Origin of the sequence: Variovorax sp. GrIS 2.14 (assembly GCF_046115955.1) — a bacterium.
In the GTDB taxonomy this organism is placed as follows: Bacteria; Pseudomonadota; Gammaproteobacteria; order Burkholderiales; family Burkholderiaceae_C; genus Variovorax.
Genome location: NZ_JBJXIA010000013.1, coordinates 1 through 14,826, shown reverse-complemented (window position 1 = coordinate 14,826; position 14,826 = coordinate 1). Strand labels below are relative to the sequence as shown.

The 14,826-nt window shown below is 63.5% G+C and carries 15 protein-coding genes and 1 tRNA gene; 10 read left to right on the top strand and 6 right to left on the bottom strand.

The features are described 5' to 3' along the window. Positions 1 to 15 precede the first annotated feature (15 nt). From RCH10_RS19415 to rbsD, 4 genes are read left to right on the top strand one after another with little or no spacing between them, the layout of a single operon-like run. Entirely contained in the window at positions 16 to 1,032 is a 1,017-nt protein-coding gene (locus RCH10_RS19415) for an ABC transporter permease (protein WP_409053665.1), read from the top strand. Positions 1,033 to 1,046: 14 nt separating this feature from the next. Continuing rightward, positions 1,047 to 2,063: a LacI family DNA-binding transcriptional regulator gene (locus tag RCH10_RS19410; protein ID WP_409053664.1), complete on the top strand. Its 1,017-nt coding sequence runs from the start codon at positions 1,047 to 1,049 to the stop codon at positions 2,061 to 2,063. Then, positions 2,060 to 3,013 carry a ribokinase gene (rbsK, locus tag RCH10_RS19405; RefSeq protein ID WP_409053663.1) on the top strand — a complete coding sequence of 318 codons (954 nt, stop codon included), beginning with the start codon at positions 2,060 to 2,062 and terminating at the stop codon, positions 3,011 to 3,013. Before RCH10_RS19410 ends, rbsK begins: the two co-directional genes overlap by 4 nt. Continuing rightward, entirely contained in the window at positions 3,010 to 3,408 is a 399-nt protein-coding gene (gene rbsD, locus RCH10_RS19400) for a D-ribose pyranase (RefSeq protein ID WP_323495717.1), read from the top strand. Before rbsK ends, rbsD begins: the two co-directional genes overlap by 4 nt. 21 nt (positions 3,409 to 3,429) lie before the next feature. Here the strand turns inward: rbsD and RCH10_RS19395 are convergent, their stop codons facing one another. Then, positions 3,430 to 4,353 (bottom strand): MOSC N-terminal beta barrel domain-containing protein, encoded by a 924-nt coding sequence (locus tag RCH10_RS19395; protein WP_323495718.1) that lies wholly within the window; start codon positions 4,351 to 4,353, stop codon positions 3,430 to 3,432. Between the two features lie 90 nt (positions 4,354 to 4,443). Between RCH10_RS19395 and RCH10_RS19390 the strand changes: the two genes are divergently transcribed. From RCH10_RS19390 to RCH10_RS19380, 3 genes are read left to right on the top strand one after another with little or no spacing between them, the layout of a single operon-like run. Continuing rightward, a complete protein-coding gene (locus RCH10_RS19390; protein WP_323500164.1) occupies positions 4,444 to 5,562 on the top strand; it encodes an FAD-dependent monooxygenase in 1,119 nt (372 codons plus the stop codon). 45 nt (positions 5,563 to 5,607) lie between these two features. Next, positions 5,608 to 6,336, top strand: coding sequence for a DsbC family protein (locus RCH10_RS19385; protein WP_409053662.1), 729 nt, complete (start codon positions 5,608 to 5,610; stop codon positions 6,334 to 6,336). Continuing rightward, on the top strand, positions 6,336 to 8,162 hold the full coding sequence (locus RCH10_RS19380) for a M61 family metallopeptidase (RefSeq protein WP_409053661.1): 1,827 nt from the start codon (positions 6,336 to 6,338) through the stop codon (positions 8,160 to 8,162). Before RCH10_RS19385 ends, RCH10_RS19380 begins: the two co-directional genes overlap by 1 nt. Positions 8,163 to 8,200: 38 nt before the next feature. On the opposite strand, the gene RCH10_RS19375 is transcribed toward RCH10_RS19380, so the two are convergent. After that, positions 8,201 to 8,665 (bottom strand): CopD family protein, encoded by a 465-nt coding sequence (locus tag RCH10_RS19375; RefSeq protein WP_409053660.1) that lies wholly within the window; start codon positions 8,663 to 8,665, stop codon positions 8,201 to 8,203. Positions 8,666 to 8,790: 125 nt separating this feature from the next. Between RCH10_RS19375 and RCH10_RS19370 the strand changes: the two genes are divergently transcribed. Then, positions 8,791 to 9,570 (top strand): enoyl-CoA hydratase, encoded by a 780-nt coding sequence (locus tag RCH10_RS19370; RefSeq protein WP_187053096.1) that lies wholly within the window; start codon positions 8,791 to 8,793, stop codon positions 9,568 to 9,570. Positions 9,571 to 9,609: 39 nt separating this feature from the next. On the opposite strand, the gene RCH10_RS19365 is transcribed toward RCH10_RS19370, so the two are convergent. Together RCH10_RS19365 and RCH10_RS19360 are read right to left on the bottom strand one after the other, a co-directional pair. After that, entirely contained in the window at positions 9,610 to 11,013 is a 1,404-nt protein-coding gene (locus tag RCH10_RS19365; protein ID WP_409053659.1) for a hypothetical protein, read from the bottom strand. Next, entirely contained in the window at positions 11,010 to 11,690 is a 681-nt protein-coding gene (locus RCH10_RS19360) for a sigma-70 family RNA polymerase sigma factor (RefSeq protein ID WP_409053658.1), read from the bottom strand. Before RCH10_RS19360 ends, RCH10_RS19365 begins: the two co-directional genes overlap by 4 nt. A gap of 90 nt (positions 11,691 to 11,780) precedes the next feature. On the opposite strand from RCH10_RS19360, the gene RCH10_RS19355 reads away from it, so the two are divergent. After that, positions 11,781 to 11,857 (top strand) — tRNA-Met (locus RCH10_RS19355). A 99-nt stretch (positions 11,858 to 11,956) separates the two neighbouring features. Beyond that, positions 11,957 to 13,270 (top strand): site-specific integrase, encoded by a 1,314-nt coding sequence (locus RCH10_RS19350; RefSeq protein WP_409053657.1) that lies wholly within the window; start codon positions 11,957 to 11,959, stop codon positions 13,268 to 13,270. 76 nt (positions 13,271 to 13,346) lie between these two features. Here RCH10_RS19350 and RCH10_RS19345 read toward each other — a convergent pair whose 3' ends face one another. Together RCH10_RS19345 and RCH10_RS19340 are read right to left on the bottom strand one after the other, a co-directional pair. Then, positions 13,347 to 13,841, bottom strand: coding sequence for a hypothetical protein (locus RCH10_RS19345; protein WP_409053656.1), 495 nt, complete (start codon positions 13,839 to 13,841; stop codon positions 13,347 to 13,349). Between the two features lie 36 nt (positions 13,842 to 13,877). Continuing rightward, entirely contained in the window at positions 13,878 to 14,654 is a 777-nt protein-coding gene (locus RCH10_RS19340; protein WP_409053655.1) for a hypothetical protein, read from the bottom strand. Positions 14,655 to 14,826 lie beyond the last annotated feature (172 nt).

Here is a 14,826-nt window from a genome sequence, read left to right as displayed (position 1 = left end):
TCTTCCCTGAACGCCATGAATCCGATTGCAGCCAAACCCGTTTCTGCGCCTGACGCGCAGCCCGCCGCCACGGCAGCGACCCGCGGCGCCACGCTGCGCGGCCAGCTCGGCACGTACCTCGGCCTCGCTGCGGTGCTGGTCGGCATGGTCGCCCTGTTCGGCAGCCTGAGCGAGTATTTCCTGACGCGCGAAACCTTCATCACCATCGCCAACGAAATACCGGCATTGCTCGTGATGGCGGTGGGGATGACCTTCGTGCTCATCATCGCGGGCATCGACCTGTCGGTCGGCTCGGTGCTGGCGCTGAGTGCTGCGATCACCACCGCGGCGATCCTGCAATGGCACTGGCCCGTTCCGGCCGCTGCGGCGCTGGGGCTCTTCGCCGGCCTGGCCTGCGGCGCGGTCACCGGCTCGGTCTCGGTCGCGTGGCGGTTGCCGTCGTTCATCGTCTCGCTCGGCATGCTCGAAGCGGTCCGCGGCGGCGCCTATCTGGTCACCAACTCGCGCACCCAGTACGTCGGCGATGCGATCTCAGGGCTCGCGACTCCCTGGATCGGCGGCATCTCGGCGGCGTTCGTGATAGCGGTGGTGCTGGTCGCGATCGCACAGGCGTTGCTGACGCGGACCGTGTTCGGTCGCTACGTGGTCGGCATCGGCACCAATGAAGAGGCGATGCGGCTGGCAGGCATCGACCCGCGGCCGATCCGAATCATCGTGTTCGCACTCACCGGGTTGCTCGCAGGTCTGGCGGGGCTGATGCAGTCGGCCCGCCTCGAGGCCGCCGATCCGAACGCCGGCGTCGGCATCGAGCTGCAGGTGATCGCCGCCGTGGTCATCGGCGGCACCAGCCTGATGGGCGGTCGGGGCTCGGTGGTCAACACCTTCTTCGGCGTGCTCATCATCGCGGTGCTCGAGGCCGGGCTGGCCCAGGTGGGCGCCAGCGAGCCGAGCAAACGCATCGTGACCGGGTGCGTGATCGTGGTCGCCGTCATCATCGACACGCTGCGCCAGCGCCGCGCCGGCGCGGTCTGACGGCAGAAACGACCATGGCCACCATCAGAGACGTTGCGCTGCACGCCGGGGTATCGATCACCACGGTGTCGCACGTGCTGAACGACACCCGCCACGTCAGCGCGCAAGGCCGCGAACGCGTGCAGGCCGCCATACGCGCGCTGGGGTATGTGCCGAGCGCCGTGGCGCGCAGCCTGAAAAGCAACACCACCTCCACGCTGGGGATGCTGATCCCGAACAGCTCCAATCCGTACTTCGCCGAGATCGTGCGCATCGTCGAAGACCGCTGCTTCGCCGCCGGCTACACGCTGATTCTCTGCAACACCGACGATGAGCCGCATCGGCAGAGCGTGTACCTCAAGGTGCTGGCCGAACGACGTATCGACGGCCTGATCGTGGTGTCCACCGGAGACGACGATTCGCTGGTCACCCAACTGCGCGGCATCAGGTTGCCGATCGTGCTGGTCGATCGCGAGATCGCCGATCCGACGTGCGACCTCGTCGAGACCGCACACATGCAGGGCGGGTTGCTCGCCGTGCGGCATTTGCTGTCGCTCGGCCATCGGCAGATTGCCTGCATCGGCGGCCCAGCCGGCGTGATGCCGAGCGAGCAGCGCATCGAGGGTTGGCGCATGGCGCTGGCGGAGAGCGGTGCGGCGCCCGGCGCCACCACGCTGTTGTGGCGCGGCGGCTTCACCAGCCAGGGCGGCTACGAGGCGATGCATGCGATCCTGCGCACCGACCAGCCCCCTTCCGCTGTCTTCGCGTGCAACGACCTGATGGCGATCGGCGCGTTGCGCGCCGCGCACGAGACCGGCGTCCGGGTACCGGACGAACTGTCGATCGTCGGCTTCGACGACATCGAACTGTCGGGCTACACCAGCCCGCCGCTCACCACCGTCGCCCAACCCAAGGATCACATCGGCGCACTGGCGGTGGACATGCTGCTGGAGCGCGTCAGCCAGCGCCGGCAGGAGCCACGCAAGGTGGTGCTGCAACCCGAATTGCGCGTGCGCGCATCGACGGCCAGGATGCTTGCAGGCCCGCCATGATTCCGACCTCATCCTCAGGACCGCCGCGCATCGTCGTGCTGGGCAGTCTCAATATGGACCTGGTGGTGCGAGTGCCGCACGCGCCCGCTGCAGGCGAGACGCTGCAGGGCCATTCGATCCACAGCATTCCCGGTGGCAAAGGCGGCAATCAAGCAGTGAGTTGCGCGCGCCAGGGTGCGCTTGTCAGCCTGGTCGGCTGCGTCGGTGCAGACGCGAACGGCGAGGCGTTGCGCAAGGCGCTGCAGCAGGACGGCATCGACACCTCGGCGGTCACCACCGATGCCTCAGCGCCCACCGGCACCGCACTGGTCATGGTCGAGGACACGGGCCAGAATCGCATCGTGGTGATTGCCGGCGCCAACGCGCGTGTGGAAATCGACGACGTGGCGCTGGCAGCACGGCTGCACGGTACGGCGTTCCTCATCGCACAGTTCGAAACCCCCATTGCGCAAGTCGCGCGTGCGATGACTGCGGCCCATCGCGCCGGCTGCCGCGTGCTGCTCAACCCGTCGCCGGTGCAACCGATCGATGACGCGCTGTGGCCGCTGATCGACACACTGGTGGTCAACGAGGTCGAGGCGAAAACGCTTTCGGGCCGACTGGTCGAGAGCCCGCGCGATGCCGCCATGGCTGGCGAGTCGATGCGTGCACGCGGCGTTGCACGCGTGGTGGTCACGCTGGGCGCCAGCGGCGCCGTGGCCGTCGATGCGGACGGTGCGCGCCACCATCCGACACTCCCCGTGGAGACGGTCGACACCACCGCAGCCGGCGACACTTTTCTAGGTGCGCTGGCGGTAACTCTCGCCTCCGGCGCGTCACTGGACGAGGGCGTTAGCCTGGGCATCCGGGCCGCAGCGCTGTGCATCACGCAGCCCGGCGCTCAACCTTCCATCCCGCTGCGCAGCGCCGTGTTGCGCAGTGCCTTGCCACCCGCATGGACACCACTTTGAAACGCACTTTGCTACTCCATCCCGAACTGTCGCAATCGATCGCCCGCCTGGGTCACGGCGACATGGTCGTACTCGCCGACGCCGGTCTGCCGATTCCCGATGGCCCGCGCCGCATCGACCTGGCGGTCACACCGGGCGTGCCCCGACTCGCCGACGTGCTCAGGGCCGTGCTGTCGGAGATGCAGGTTGAGCGCGCCATGATCGCGCGGGAAGCGATCGACGCCGGTGCAGGCCACGTGCTGCCAGCCTGGTGTGCCGGTCAGTTGGCCATCGCGCCCGAAATGATCTCGCACGAGGAGCTCAAGCGCTTGTGCGCGCGCGCCAAGGTGGTGGTGCGCACGGGCGAGTGCACGCCTTACGCCAACATCGTGTTGTGTGCCGGAGTGACGTTCTGAGGAGTCGAGGCTGCGCCCGACCTATCCGAAGACGTAGTTGGCACCGACCGGCTGGCCCACTTTCAGCACCTGCTCGGCGCCCTCGGTCCCGCCCTGCAGCACGATGCAGTTCATGCCGAAAGTGATGGCGCCGTCGACCCGATCGTTTTGCCGGTAGGTCGATAGCGTGTCGCCAACCTCGTGCGTCGACACGGCGGTGGCGGGGTCGATGTCCGGAATGGGACAGCGCGGGCACGGCTTCGCGGGCTGCAGCAAGGCCCGTGCGTCGGGTGCGGTAGCGACATGGAAAGTGTCGACCCGGTCTTCGTCCTGCGCCTCGATGCCGGCCAGCACGATGTTCGGGCGGAATCGCTCCATGCCGACCGCGCCATGCCCGGCGGCCACCAGCTTCTCGTTCAGTTCGGCAAGCGATGCTTCGCTGGTGATCAGCAGCGGGAAGCCGTCGGCGAACTGGTTGGTCGCTTCCACGCCTCGGGTCCACTTCATGTTCGACAGGCGCTTTTGCTCGGGGTCGAAGCGGACCATCCTGAGTTGCCGGGGCTTGCCGGGCTCCGACAGGAAGTCGCTGAACCACTGCGCGGCGATATCACCCATGTCGTAGGCGGCCACCTCGTCGTTCCAGACCGTGACCCGCACCGGACCTTCGACCCGATCGAATGCGATGTGGAGTGCCAGCATTCCGGGGGCGCGAAGCACCATTTCCATCTGCTTCATCTGCGGCCTGACGAGCGCCATCCGCGGCAGCTCGCGCTGTGTGACGAACACACCGGCGGCATCGACCACCATCCAGGCGCGGTCGAATTCAAGTCCCGCTTCGGTAAGCAGGACTTCGGGGAGTTCGACGCCGGCACAGGATTTGATCGGATAGACGAACAGGCGCGAGATGGTGGCGCGAACGTCGAAAGCCGCCAGGTCGGCAAGCGGAGCGGCGTTGGGTGAAGTCACGGCGGTTTCCTTGAAAACGTCACGAAAAGACGCGAATCTCCGATTGTCCCGCAGCGCACGGCAGCGGGAGGCAACTCCTACAATCCGCCGATGTCTCTTCCCCCCGAAGTCTGTATTCGCGGCGCCGGCATCGTCGGCCGCACGCTGGCGCTGTTGCTGGCGCGCGAACGCGTCAGGGTGGCGCTCGTGGCGCCGCAACTGCCGAACCCGCACGAAGACGTGCGCGCCTATGCGCTCAATGCCGCTTCCCGGACCTTGCTCGAAGAACTCCGCGCCTGGCCCGATGCGCAGCACGCGACCCAGGTCCGCGAGATGCAGGTCAACGGCGACGGAGGTGGTCGCGTGCAGTTCAGCGCCCCGAGCCAAAAGGTCGATGCGCTGGCCTGGATCGTCGACGTGCCGGCGCTGGAACGCCAGCTGAGCGATGCGGTCCGCTTTCAGCCACGCATCGACATCGTGGCCGAGCCGGTGGCGGCAGCGCTCACGGTGGTGTGCGAGGGCAAGGTCAGCACGACACGTGACGCACTCGGCGTGCGATATGAGGTCACGCGCTACCCGCAACATGCGATCGCCGCGCGACTCGAAGCCGAACAACCGCACGGGGAGATCGCCCGCCAGTGGTTCGACGACCGCGGCGAGGTGCTGGCATTGCTGCCGGTCGGCGGCCCCGGTAGTCGCTCGCTGGCGCTGGTGTGGTCGGTCGACCAACTGCGCGCGCCGGCGTTGCTGGCCCTGAGCGCAGACGACTTCGCCACGGCGGTGCGCGAAGCCAGTCAAGACGCGTTGGGTGCTTTGACGCTGACGAGCGAGCGTGCCGCCTGGCCCCTGCAGCGCGCCATCGCCGATCGCTGGAGCGGCACGATGGCCGACGGCAAGGCATGGGCGCTGGCGGGTGACGCGGCGCACACGGTGCATCCGCTCGCGGGCCAGGGGCTCAATCTCGGCCTGGCCGATGCGGCCGAACTGGCCTCGGTATTGAAGGGCCGCGAGTATTGGCGGGGCGTCGGCGATGCGCGTCTGCTGCGCCGCTACGAGCGCGCCCGTCGCACCGACGTGCTGTCGATGAGCCTCGCGACCGACGCGCTGCAGCAACTCTTCGCGCATCGCACGGAGCCGCTGCCGGCACTGCGCAACTGGGGCATGCGTGGATTCGATCGCACGCGGTTCGTCAAACAGTGGATCGCCCGGCAGGCAATGGGCCTTCCCTGACGCCTTCCGGCATCACACTCACTCAACGATTTAAACGGTTCTCTCATGAAACTCGCTTGCAAATTTCTTGCCGTCTTCGGCTTCGGCGCTGCCCTGCTCGCCAGCTTCAATGCGCTGGCCGGCGAAGCCGAAATCCGAAAGAACCTCGCGGCGCGCATTCCGCAGTTCGCGAAGATCGACGAGGTTTCCAAATCGCCGATGCCTGGCGTGTACGAAGTCCGCATCAACGGCGCCGAAATCTTCTACACCGATGAGCAGGGCAACTACCTGCTGCAAGGCAATCTCATCGATGTGAAGGCGCGCAAGAACCTGACCGAAGCGCGGGTCGAAAAGCTCAGCGAGGTCGCATTCGACAAGCTGCCCGTAAACGACGCTTTCAAGATCGTGCGCGGCAACGGCAAGCGCAAGCTGGCGGTTTTCGAAGATCCCAACTGCGGCTACTGCAAGCACTTCGAGCGTGACCTGAAAACGGTCGACAACGTGACGGTCTATCTCTTCCTGTATCCGGTGCTCGGTGCGGACTCGACTGCCAAGGCGCGCAATATCTGGTGCGCCAAAGACAAGGTCAAAAGCTGGAACGACTGGATGTCGAGCGAGGTCAAGCCCGATGCGGCCAGCGCCGACTGCGATGTCGCCGCCGTGCAACGTAATGTCGAATTCGGCCGCAAGTACAACATCACCGGCACGCCGACGTTGATCTTCAGCGACGGCTCGCGCGCACCGGGCGCCATTCCTGCAGCGCAGGTCGAGCAGAAACTCAGCGCAGCCAATTGATGGGCGCGCCCCGGAGCGCGGCAACTGCAACTGCAACTGCAGCGGCCATTCACTATCGCGTCGAATGCGCCGATCGCAATGCACATCTGTTTGCGGTCACCCTCACCATCGATCGGCCGGCGCCGCACCAACGCGTGTCGCTGCCGGTGTGGATTCCGGGCAGCTATCTGGTTCGTGAGTTCGCCAAGAACCTGCAAGGTCTCTACGCGAAGCAAGGGCGCCGCAACATCGGCATCGCGCAACTCGACAAGTGCACATGGGAAGTCGATTGCACGCCTGGTCAGCCATTGGTGCTTCGCTATGAAGTGTGTGCATACGACAACTCGGTGCGCACCGCGTGGCTCGACGTCGACCGCGGCTTTTTCAACGGCACGAGCCTGTGCCTGCGGGTCGATGCCCAGACCGATACGCCGCATGCGATCGAAGTCCTCGCGCCCAAACTTTTGCCTGGACATGCGCGTTGGTCTTGCGTGACCGCGCTGGTCGGCGCAACGGTCGACAAGCAGGGCTTCGGCACTTACGAGGCTGCCGACTACGACGAACTGGCCGACAACCCCTTCGAAATGGGCGCGTTCTGGAGCGGCGAGTTCGAAGCCTGCGGCGTGCCGCACCGCTTCGTCGTCGCCGGTGCGACAGCGTCGTTCGACAGCGAACGGCTCATCGCCGACACCAAAGCCATCTGCGAAACCGAGATGCGTTTCTGGCACGGCGACAAGGTTGGCAAGCGCGGCGGCACGAAGCTCCCGTTCAACCGCTACGTCTTCATGCTGAACGCGGTCGACGATGGTTATGGCGGCCTCGAACACCGGCACTCGACCGCTCTGATCTGCACGCGCCGCGATCTGCCGCAACTCGGCGCGAAGAAGCAGCCCGAGGGCTACACCACGTTGATGGGACTCATTAGTCACGAGTACTTCCACACCTGGAATGTGAAGCGCATGCGCCCCGCCGAGTTCGCGCGCTACGACTACACCCGCGAAAACCACACGCAGTTGCTGTGGCTCTTCGAAGGTTTCACCAGCTACTACGACGACCTGCTACTGCGCCGCGCCGGCCGCATCGACGACGCGACCTATCTGCGCCTCATCAACAAGACCATCAACCAGGTCATGCAGACGCCGGGCCGGCTGGTTCAGTCGGTCGCGGCCGCCAGTTTCGACGCCTGGGTCAAGTACTACCGGCAGGACGAGCAGACACCCAATGGCACGGTCAGCTACTACACCAAGGGCGCGCTGGTCGCGATGTGCTTCGACCTGACGCTGCGCAGCGAAGGCAAGGGCACGCTCGACGACGTGATGCGTTTGTTGTGGACGAAAAGTGCTGGCGGCCCGATCGAAGAAGCCGATGTAGCAAAAGCGCTCGCATCAGTGGGCGGGCGTTCGTATGCAAGCGAGATCGCGCAATGGGTGCACTCGACCGACGAGCTGCCGTTGTCGGGCTTGCTGCGCGCACACGGCATCGCCACGCTCGATGACCCGGCGCAGCGCGCGCAGGAACTCGGCCTGCGCGTGACGGAGACCAACGGCAGCGTGCAGGTCAAGGTGGTGCTGCGCGGCGGCGCTGCAGAAGCCGCCGGCTTCGCGGCGCACGACGAATGGATCGGTATCGAACTGCCGACGCGCAAAGGGCAGCCGACGCAGGCCTGGCGCATCACGAAGATCGAAGACCTGGCGCTCTACCTCGGGCCGCAGAAAAAGATGATCGCCATCGTCGCGCGTGACCGTCGCCTGCTGCGTCTGCCGCTCACGCTGCCGACAGGCGTGACGACATGGCGCCTCTTCGCCAAGGATGCCGCGTTGACGACGAAGTGGCTGACCGGAAGCTAGGCGAACCGTCGACTTGAGTCGACCACGGCCAGCGTCGTCTACATAACGCGGCCGACCACCGCGATCACGAACACGAGCACGCCCAGCGCGAGGTTGATCGCGACGAGCATGCGGATGGTGGCGAGCGCCTTGCCGGCGGCCGGCCAATCGCGTGACGCCACGAAACGCGCCAGCTTCGGAAATCCGGCGAAGCGGATGTGGCCGTACATCGCCATCATCACCAGCCCCAACGCCAGCATCGCGTGAACGCTCCAGTGCACCCGCGCGAAACCACCGGCCATGGCGACCATCGCGAAACCGGTGAGCAGCAACAACACGATCGCGCCACCGACCCAGCCCAGAAAACGTCCGAGCGCTGCCGCCATGAACGGCAAGCGCAGCGGTGGTTCCAGCACTGCGACAGCGGCAGGACGGACGGCGAAGTGCATCGTCGCCATGCCGCCGACCCAAAACGCGGCGGCGAGCAGATGCACGCAAAGAAGGGAAGAAATAAGCAGGTTCATCGTGGTCGGTCTTGGTTGCCGGAGTGGTCTGGCAGTGTCGCATCCAACGCACGTGTTCGCAGAGGCTTCGCTATAGTGACCCGCAGCCTTTTCCCCGAAACTTTTTCATCGCCAACGGAGACACCATGAGCTACGAAAACATCGAAGTCCGCACCGAAGCCGGCAAGGTCGGCATCGTCACGCTGAACCGACCCAAAGCCCTCAACGCACTCAACGACGCGCTCATGACCGAGCTCGGCGCGGCTCTCAAGGCGTTCGACGCCGACGAAGCCATCGGCTGCATGATCATCACCGGCAGCGAGCGCGCGTTCGCGGCCGGCGCCGACATCGGCGCCATGGCCAAATTCAGTTTCGTGGACGCCTATAAGGGCGACTACATCACGCGCAATTGGGAAACCATCCGCACCATCCGCAAGCCGGTGATCGCGGCAGTGAGCGGCTTTGCACTCGGTGGTGGCTGCGAGCTCGCGATGATGTGCGACTTCATCATCGCGGCCGACAACGCCAAGTTCGGTCAGCCTGAAATCAAGCTCGGTGTGATTCCCGGCGCGGGCGGCACGCAGCGTCTGCCGCGGGCAGTCGGCAAGAGCAAGGCGATGGACATGGCACTGACCGGCCGCATGATGGACGCGACCGAAGCCGAACGCGCCGGGCTGGTAAGCCGCATCGTGCCGTTCGACAAGCTGGCCGACGAAGCACTCGGCGCCGCGTTGGTCATCGCTGATTTCTCGCAGATCGCGGTGATGGCAGCCAAGGAATCGGTGAATCGCGCGTTCGAGAGCGGGCTGTCGGATGGCGTGATGTTCGAGCGCCGGCTGTTCCATGCGCTGTTCGCGACGAACGATCAGAAAGAAGGCATGGACGCCTTCGTCGGCAAGCGCAAGGCCGACTTCAAGAACGCCTGAAGTCGGTACCGCCCGCGCCCGAAGCCATTGCTCCGCCGCTTATCGCGGGGCTTCCGCTGATGTCGCACCTGGCGGTGAACCTGCCGCAGGAGCAGCCGGAGGTGCCGGATCGGCTCGCGGCGCTGGCGCAACCGCCTCCGCTAATGAGCGCACCAATGCCGCGAGCGACCCTGCCGACGGCGAACCCGTGGCCGGTGGCGCCGTACCTTCACGCCAACGCACCTGCTCTCGCGCGAGTTCGAGCACCGCCAGTACTTTGCCGTCACGCTCGAACGTCAGTCGCCACTCGGCCCCGCCAACGAAGCGTTGCGCGCCCACGGCAGTGATCGCCGCAGAGCCGATCAGCGGCAGCAACTCACGTCCTTCGGCGCGCGACAGGCTGCGCGTTTCGCCAGCGCTTTGCGCGATGGTGAGCCGCGTCCACTGGGACAGCGCGGCGAAGGTCGGCGGGTCGGTGGCTTCAGTGCGTACCGTCGATGTCGGTGCGGCTTTGGCCGCGCGTGCGGGAGGCGCTGCGGCTGCACCGGGCGTACCGGGCAGCACGGGTGTTGCTGCACCGACAGGCGGTGAAGCGCCAGCCGCCGGCTGATCGGCGGTGCTGGAATCCCGTGACTTCGCGGCAGCGGCAGGTGTTGCTGTTGGTGCAATGGATTGCGCCGGTGCCGTCGGTATCGGCTCCAGCTTGAGCACTGCGCGCGGCGGCGCTTGCTCGGCCTCCGCGCGCTTCGACGAACTCTCAAGGTCGGCCGCAGCCGCCTTCGGCTCGCGAGCCCGCTCCGGTGCCGGTGCCGGTGCCGGTACCGGTGCTGGCGCTGGCGCTGGCGCTGGCGAAGCTTCGACTTTGGGGGGTGGCGAAACGACTGCAGGCGCAGGCTCGAAAATCGCTGGTGGCGCAGGCGTCGCAGTTGCTGCGGCCGTCTCCGTCGACGTGCCTGGCGTCGGGGCCGGAACAGACGTCGTCGAAGGCTCCTGAGGCGCCTCGACCGGGGGTGGCGCGGGCGCTGCGTTGCGAGGCTCCAGTCCCGGCATCGGCGTGGTGTCTAAGGGCTCCGGTGGAAGCGTGTTTGCAGCTTCACGGGCCGTCGGCGCCGCACTCGACTTCGTTTCGCTGTCGAGCCGCGCTTCGGGCACCGGCTCGTGCTGCCACAGTGCGGTCACGATGACCCCGACAAGCACGGTCGCAAAAGCAGCGTTCCATGGCAGGCGGCTGCGACCGCTTTCGCCACCGATACCCAGCAGGCGCTTCCACAGCGGAACCATCGGCGCCAGCGAAATGTCTTCGTCGCGCGGCTCGACCGCCTCCCGCGCGCGCTGCTGAATGGTCCGGCGAATCCGCCAGTCCGGCGCGACAGCGGCATCGGGAGCGTTCTGCAGCGCACGCCGGAGCACCGGATCATCGAACTCGTCGGGGAAGGCCACATTGCCCATCGGTTCGTCGCTCATTTGCGAACCCTCAGCACGGACAAGTAGCGCTCCATGCACTCCCGCAATTTCTTGATGCCATAGCGCAATCGACTCTTCACCGTTTCGAAGTGCGTGTCGAGCGCATCGGCCAGCGCCTCGACCGTGAAGCCATCTTCGTGATGCAACAAAAACGCAGCGCGTTGATCGTCGGGCAACTCATCCAGGCAGGCCAGCAGACGCCGGCCCGCAGCACGCCAGAAAGCGATTTCTTCGGCCGACGGATGGGCCGTATCGGAAGGTGACGCACCTTCGTTCAGCAAGCCGCGGCTGAACAGCCGTCCGGCTTCGAGGCCATCGCCGTCTTCGTCGTGGGCATAGAACTGCACCTCGCGTCCGCTCACGCGCAAGCGGTCCATCGCGAGGTTGTGGGCGATGGTGAAGGCCCAGGTACGCCACGCCGCGCCTTGCGCGGAAAAGCTGGCGCGTGCCGCCACTATGCGCAGCCACGTGTCCTGGAACACCTCGTCGACCTCGGCCGACAAACGCAACCCCAGCAAGCGCTTGACGAAGCGATACAGCGCGTTTTCATGACGTGCATAGAGCATGTCGAAAGCGGCCGCGTCGCCTGCCGCATAGGCGAGCATCAATTGATCGTCCCCCATGGCGTCGGGGGTGGTCGGGGTAGCGGGGTCCGCTTCGAGGGTGGGCGCGAGCATCGGGCAATTTTCACCTGAGCTTGTACGGACGGCGTTGCCATTCGGGGTCGATTGTCGAAGTGTTCACGAGCCGGCTATAATATCGGGCTCGGCTCTTTAGCTCAGTCGGTTAGAGCGATGGAATCATAATCCACAGGTCCGCGGTTCGAATCCGTGAAGAGCCACCATCTTAGTAAGTCGTTGATTTTAAAGGGAAAAATCAAGGCTTGATTCATTCGGTGAGACGGTCAGTGACACGGTCTCCACCAATGAACAGACTACCGAACGTGCTGAAATCCCGGCACGGGGTCTACTACTTACGCAACTACCGGGACGGCCGGGAGGTGCGTACTTCCCTACGCACCAAGGAATGGGCCACAGCTAAACTGCTGGCACTCCACTTCCACCTTGGCCGCGCCATGCCTTTTCGCAAACTTGATCTCACGTTCCCTTCGGGCTTTGAGATCAAGAACGTGAACACAGCCGAAGACTTTGAGCGGCTCAAGGAATTGCTTGCCAACGGGAGCATTCAGCAGTTTCTCAGCGAAAGCTCAAGGCAAATCGAGGAGGTGAGAGCCAGTCTCTGCATGCCGCCGTCGGGGGCTGTCCATGCCTCCCAACAGGCCCCCGGCGCCCCCGTAAAGGCCAGAACGAAGATTTTCAGCGAGGTTGTCAGCCTCTACCTCGCCGAAAAGAAGTTGGACAACACCCGCAAGACGATTGAAGAAAAGCAGTCCACGTACAACGAGTACGCCCGGCTTTTTTCCGACAGCGACATCAACGCACTTGGCGACGAACCCGCTGTCAGCTTCAAAAATCGCATGGTCTCGGACGGGGCGAAGGCGCCAAGCATCAACAAGAAGATGTCGTACATGAAGGACCTTTTCAGCTACGCCATCAACAACAAGCTCTACTTTGGGTCCAACCCTTTCGACAAGCTCGGTGTTTCAAACAAGGCCAAACTGAGGGCTGCAACCCAGAGCTATCTGGCGTTCTCCGACAAGGATCTGAAGCTCATTTTTGAGAACCCGGGATACGCCGAATTCATGAACGAACCCGACTACCTCTGGGTACCGTTCCTCGGGCTCTACACCGGCGCGCGCATTGAGACGCTGGCCAATCTCAGGGTGTCGCAGATTCAAGAGGACGGCGGCATCTGGTATCTGGATATCGTCAAGGACAAAAACTTGAATTCCGTCCGGCAGGTGCCGCTACACGAACGCGTCGTGGAATCGGGATTTTTGAAATATGTGGAGAAGGTCAAAGCCGCAGGACACGTCCAACTTTTCCCGCACATCTTGCCCGGCAAGAACGGTTACTCTCGCAACTGCTCGCGGCGCTTCGGCCAGTATCTGGAGAAGGTCGGCATCATGGAACAGCGCAAGGTCTTTCACTCGTTCCGTGGAACGTTCATCAGTCGAATGACGAACCTCGGGGTGCATCCTGCAGTGTTGATGGGGCTGGTCGGCCACTACGAGCAGAAGCGGGTTGATTTCTCTAGCCCGCACTTCACGAACTACCAAGAAGAAGTGAAGCCGTTGCATGTGTTCAAGGCAGCGATTGACAGGCTGTCCTTCGACATCCAATTTTCGGCACACTAGCCGTGCGCTACGCAACAAAAAAGCCCGCAAGTCGCGGGCTTTTTTGGGAGTGTTGCTGTCTATCAGTAGTCTGCCGCTAGGTAGGCATGTTCGATTTTGTCCAAGCTCGCCAGTACTGCTCAAGGGTGGCAATGACCTCCGTGCCGCCTGAGTTATCGACCACACAGATGCGAGCTGGCCCTTTGTCCGTCAAGGCTCTCGCGTAGGTGGTATTGCTTTCCGTGGAGGTATCGAAACCGCGAATGTCAGTAAACGGTAGATCGCCGTTCATGGTCTTGATGCCTTGATTAGCAACAACCCTGACGGACACAGTCGTGAAGCTTTTCTTCATCTGATAAAGCGCGTAGCCCACCAGTGCCGTAACGCCCAAAAACAACGCACCGAAACCTCCTGAGTTGCGGCCTGACATGATCATCACGGCGAACAACAAACAAGCCAGGAGGATGAAAAAGCCTATGACGAGCCCGCATCCCATCGCTCCGTTCATGGGCCGCTTGAAGGTCAGCGTGGTATCGCCGTTGGCGTGTTGAGTAGCCACGTGCGATTTCTCGGTGTGGATGGTGTTTTTCAATGCTGCTCCCTTCAGTTAGAAATTCTGTGCTGCTCATCAGATGCCGAAGTCGACCGCCTTCTTCGCTGACGGTCTCTTTTGCTTCCATTCGTCATAGCCTGCGCTTTGAACGCCCAACTCTGCGAGAACGCGCGCAGGCTCGTCCATGGCTTGCTCACGGGCGTAGTAGTAGAGGTTGGGCGGACCATCTTTGTCTGGGGTTTGCTTAACCGAAGTAGGCGAACTCAGGTCAAAGCCGTACTTTTGCAACAAGGCCAGTTGCGCTTTCATGTTGGGCGAATTTCTCGCCACGATGTACTGTGCCAAGCTGTATTTATAGTCGGACGATTGCAGATGCACCGGCATGCCACCTTGAAGAAAAAGTTCAAGGACTCTGAGGTCGCCACGGATGGAAGCCGCAATGAATTCGCTCTCGCTCCACTTCACGCCGATATTGGAAAGCTCGACTCGAGGGTCGGTGCTCTTCCCCGAACGCAGGCCTCTGATTTCGCCAAGGATGTCAGCGTTTTGCCTCTCAATGTTCAGAAGATTGGACTGAAGAGCTTTCGCGTCCTCACTGCTTGCTGCGATGTAGCCGCCCTGCGCGGCGTGCCTTGCGCTAGCCAATGAACCAACAGAAAAGACACACATGCAGACGAATGCGCTCAGCACAAAGCTGCTGGGGATGACCTTGTCTTTTGGCACCTTCGCCAGCTTCATCATGCAAAGCAAGACGAAGAAGAGAACCACGGCCCCAGTGACATAGTTGATGTAAGGAAAGCGAGGCCGCACGAAGTCCATCACCGGTACGAGAATCCCAGTGCTCAAGAACATGGTTGCGTTGATTGGCGCAAGGTGATCGGTAATCGCCTTGCCGTGTGCAACATATTTCGAAGTCAGAGGGTCTACGGTGTTGGCGCCGACCGGAAAATGAGCCAGTTATGCGGGTAGCGCCGAATTAAAAGTGAGCCAGGTGTTCAACCTACCCTGCTGTTTATTTGAGCAG

What these genes read in the sequence shown, in the direction of transcription:
- RCH10_RS19415 (WP_409053665.1), top strand. Translation starts at nt 16, where the DNA reads ATGAATCCGATTGCAGCCAAACCCGTTTCTGCGCCTGACGCGCAGCCC.
- RCH10_RS19410 (WP_409053664.1), top strand. Translation starts at nt 1,047, where the DNA reads ATGGCCACCATCAGAGACGTTGCGCTGCACGCCGGGGTATCGATCACC.
- rbsK (WP_409053663.1), top strand. Translation starts at nt 2,060, where the DNA reads ATGATTCCGACCTCATCCTCAGGACCGCCGCGCATCGTCGTGCTGGGC.
- RCH10_RS19390 (WP_323500164.1), top strand. Translation starts at nt 4,444, where the DNA reads ATGTCTCTTCCCCCCGAAGTCTGTATTCGCGGCGCCGGCATCGTCGGC.
- RCH10_RS19385 (WP_409053662.1), top strand. Translation starts at nt 5,608, where the DNA reads ATGAAACTCGCTTGCAAATTTCTTGCCGTCTTCGGCTTCGGCGCTGCC.
- RCH10_RS19380 (WP_409053661.1), top strand. Translation starts at nt 6,336, where the DNA reads ATGGGCGCGCCCCGGAGCGCGGCAACTGCAACTGCAACTGCAGCGGCC.
- RCH10_RS19375 (WP_409053660.1), bottom strand. Translation starts at nt 8,665, where the DNA reads ATGAACCTGCTTATTTCTTCCCTTCTTTGCGTGCATCTGCTCGCCGCC.
- RCH10_RS19370 (WP_187053096.1), top strand. Translation starts at nt 8,791, where the DNA reads ATGAGCTACGAAAACATCGAAGTCCGCACCGAAGCCGGCAAGGTCGGC.
- RCH10_RS19365 (WP_409053659.1), bottom strand. Translation starts at nt 11,013, where the DNA reads ATGAGCGACGAACCGATGGGCAATGTGGCCTTCCCCGACGAGTTCGAT.
- RCH10_RS19360 (WP_409053658.1), bottom strand. Translation starts at nt 11,690, where the DNA reads ATGCTCGCGCCCACCCTCGAAGCGGACCCCGCTACCCCGACCACCCCC.
- RCH10_RS19340 (WP_409053655.1), bottom strand. Translation starts at nt 14,654, where the DNA reads ATGTTCTTGAGCACTGGGATTCTCGTACCGGTGATGGACTTCGTGCGG.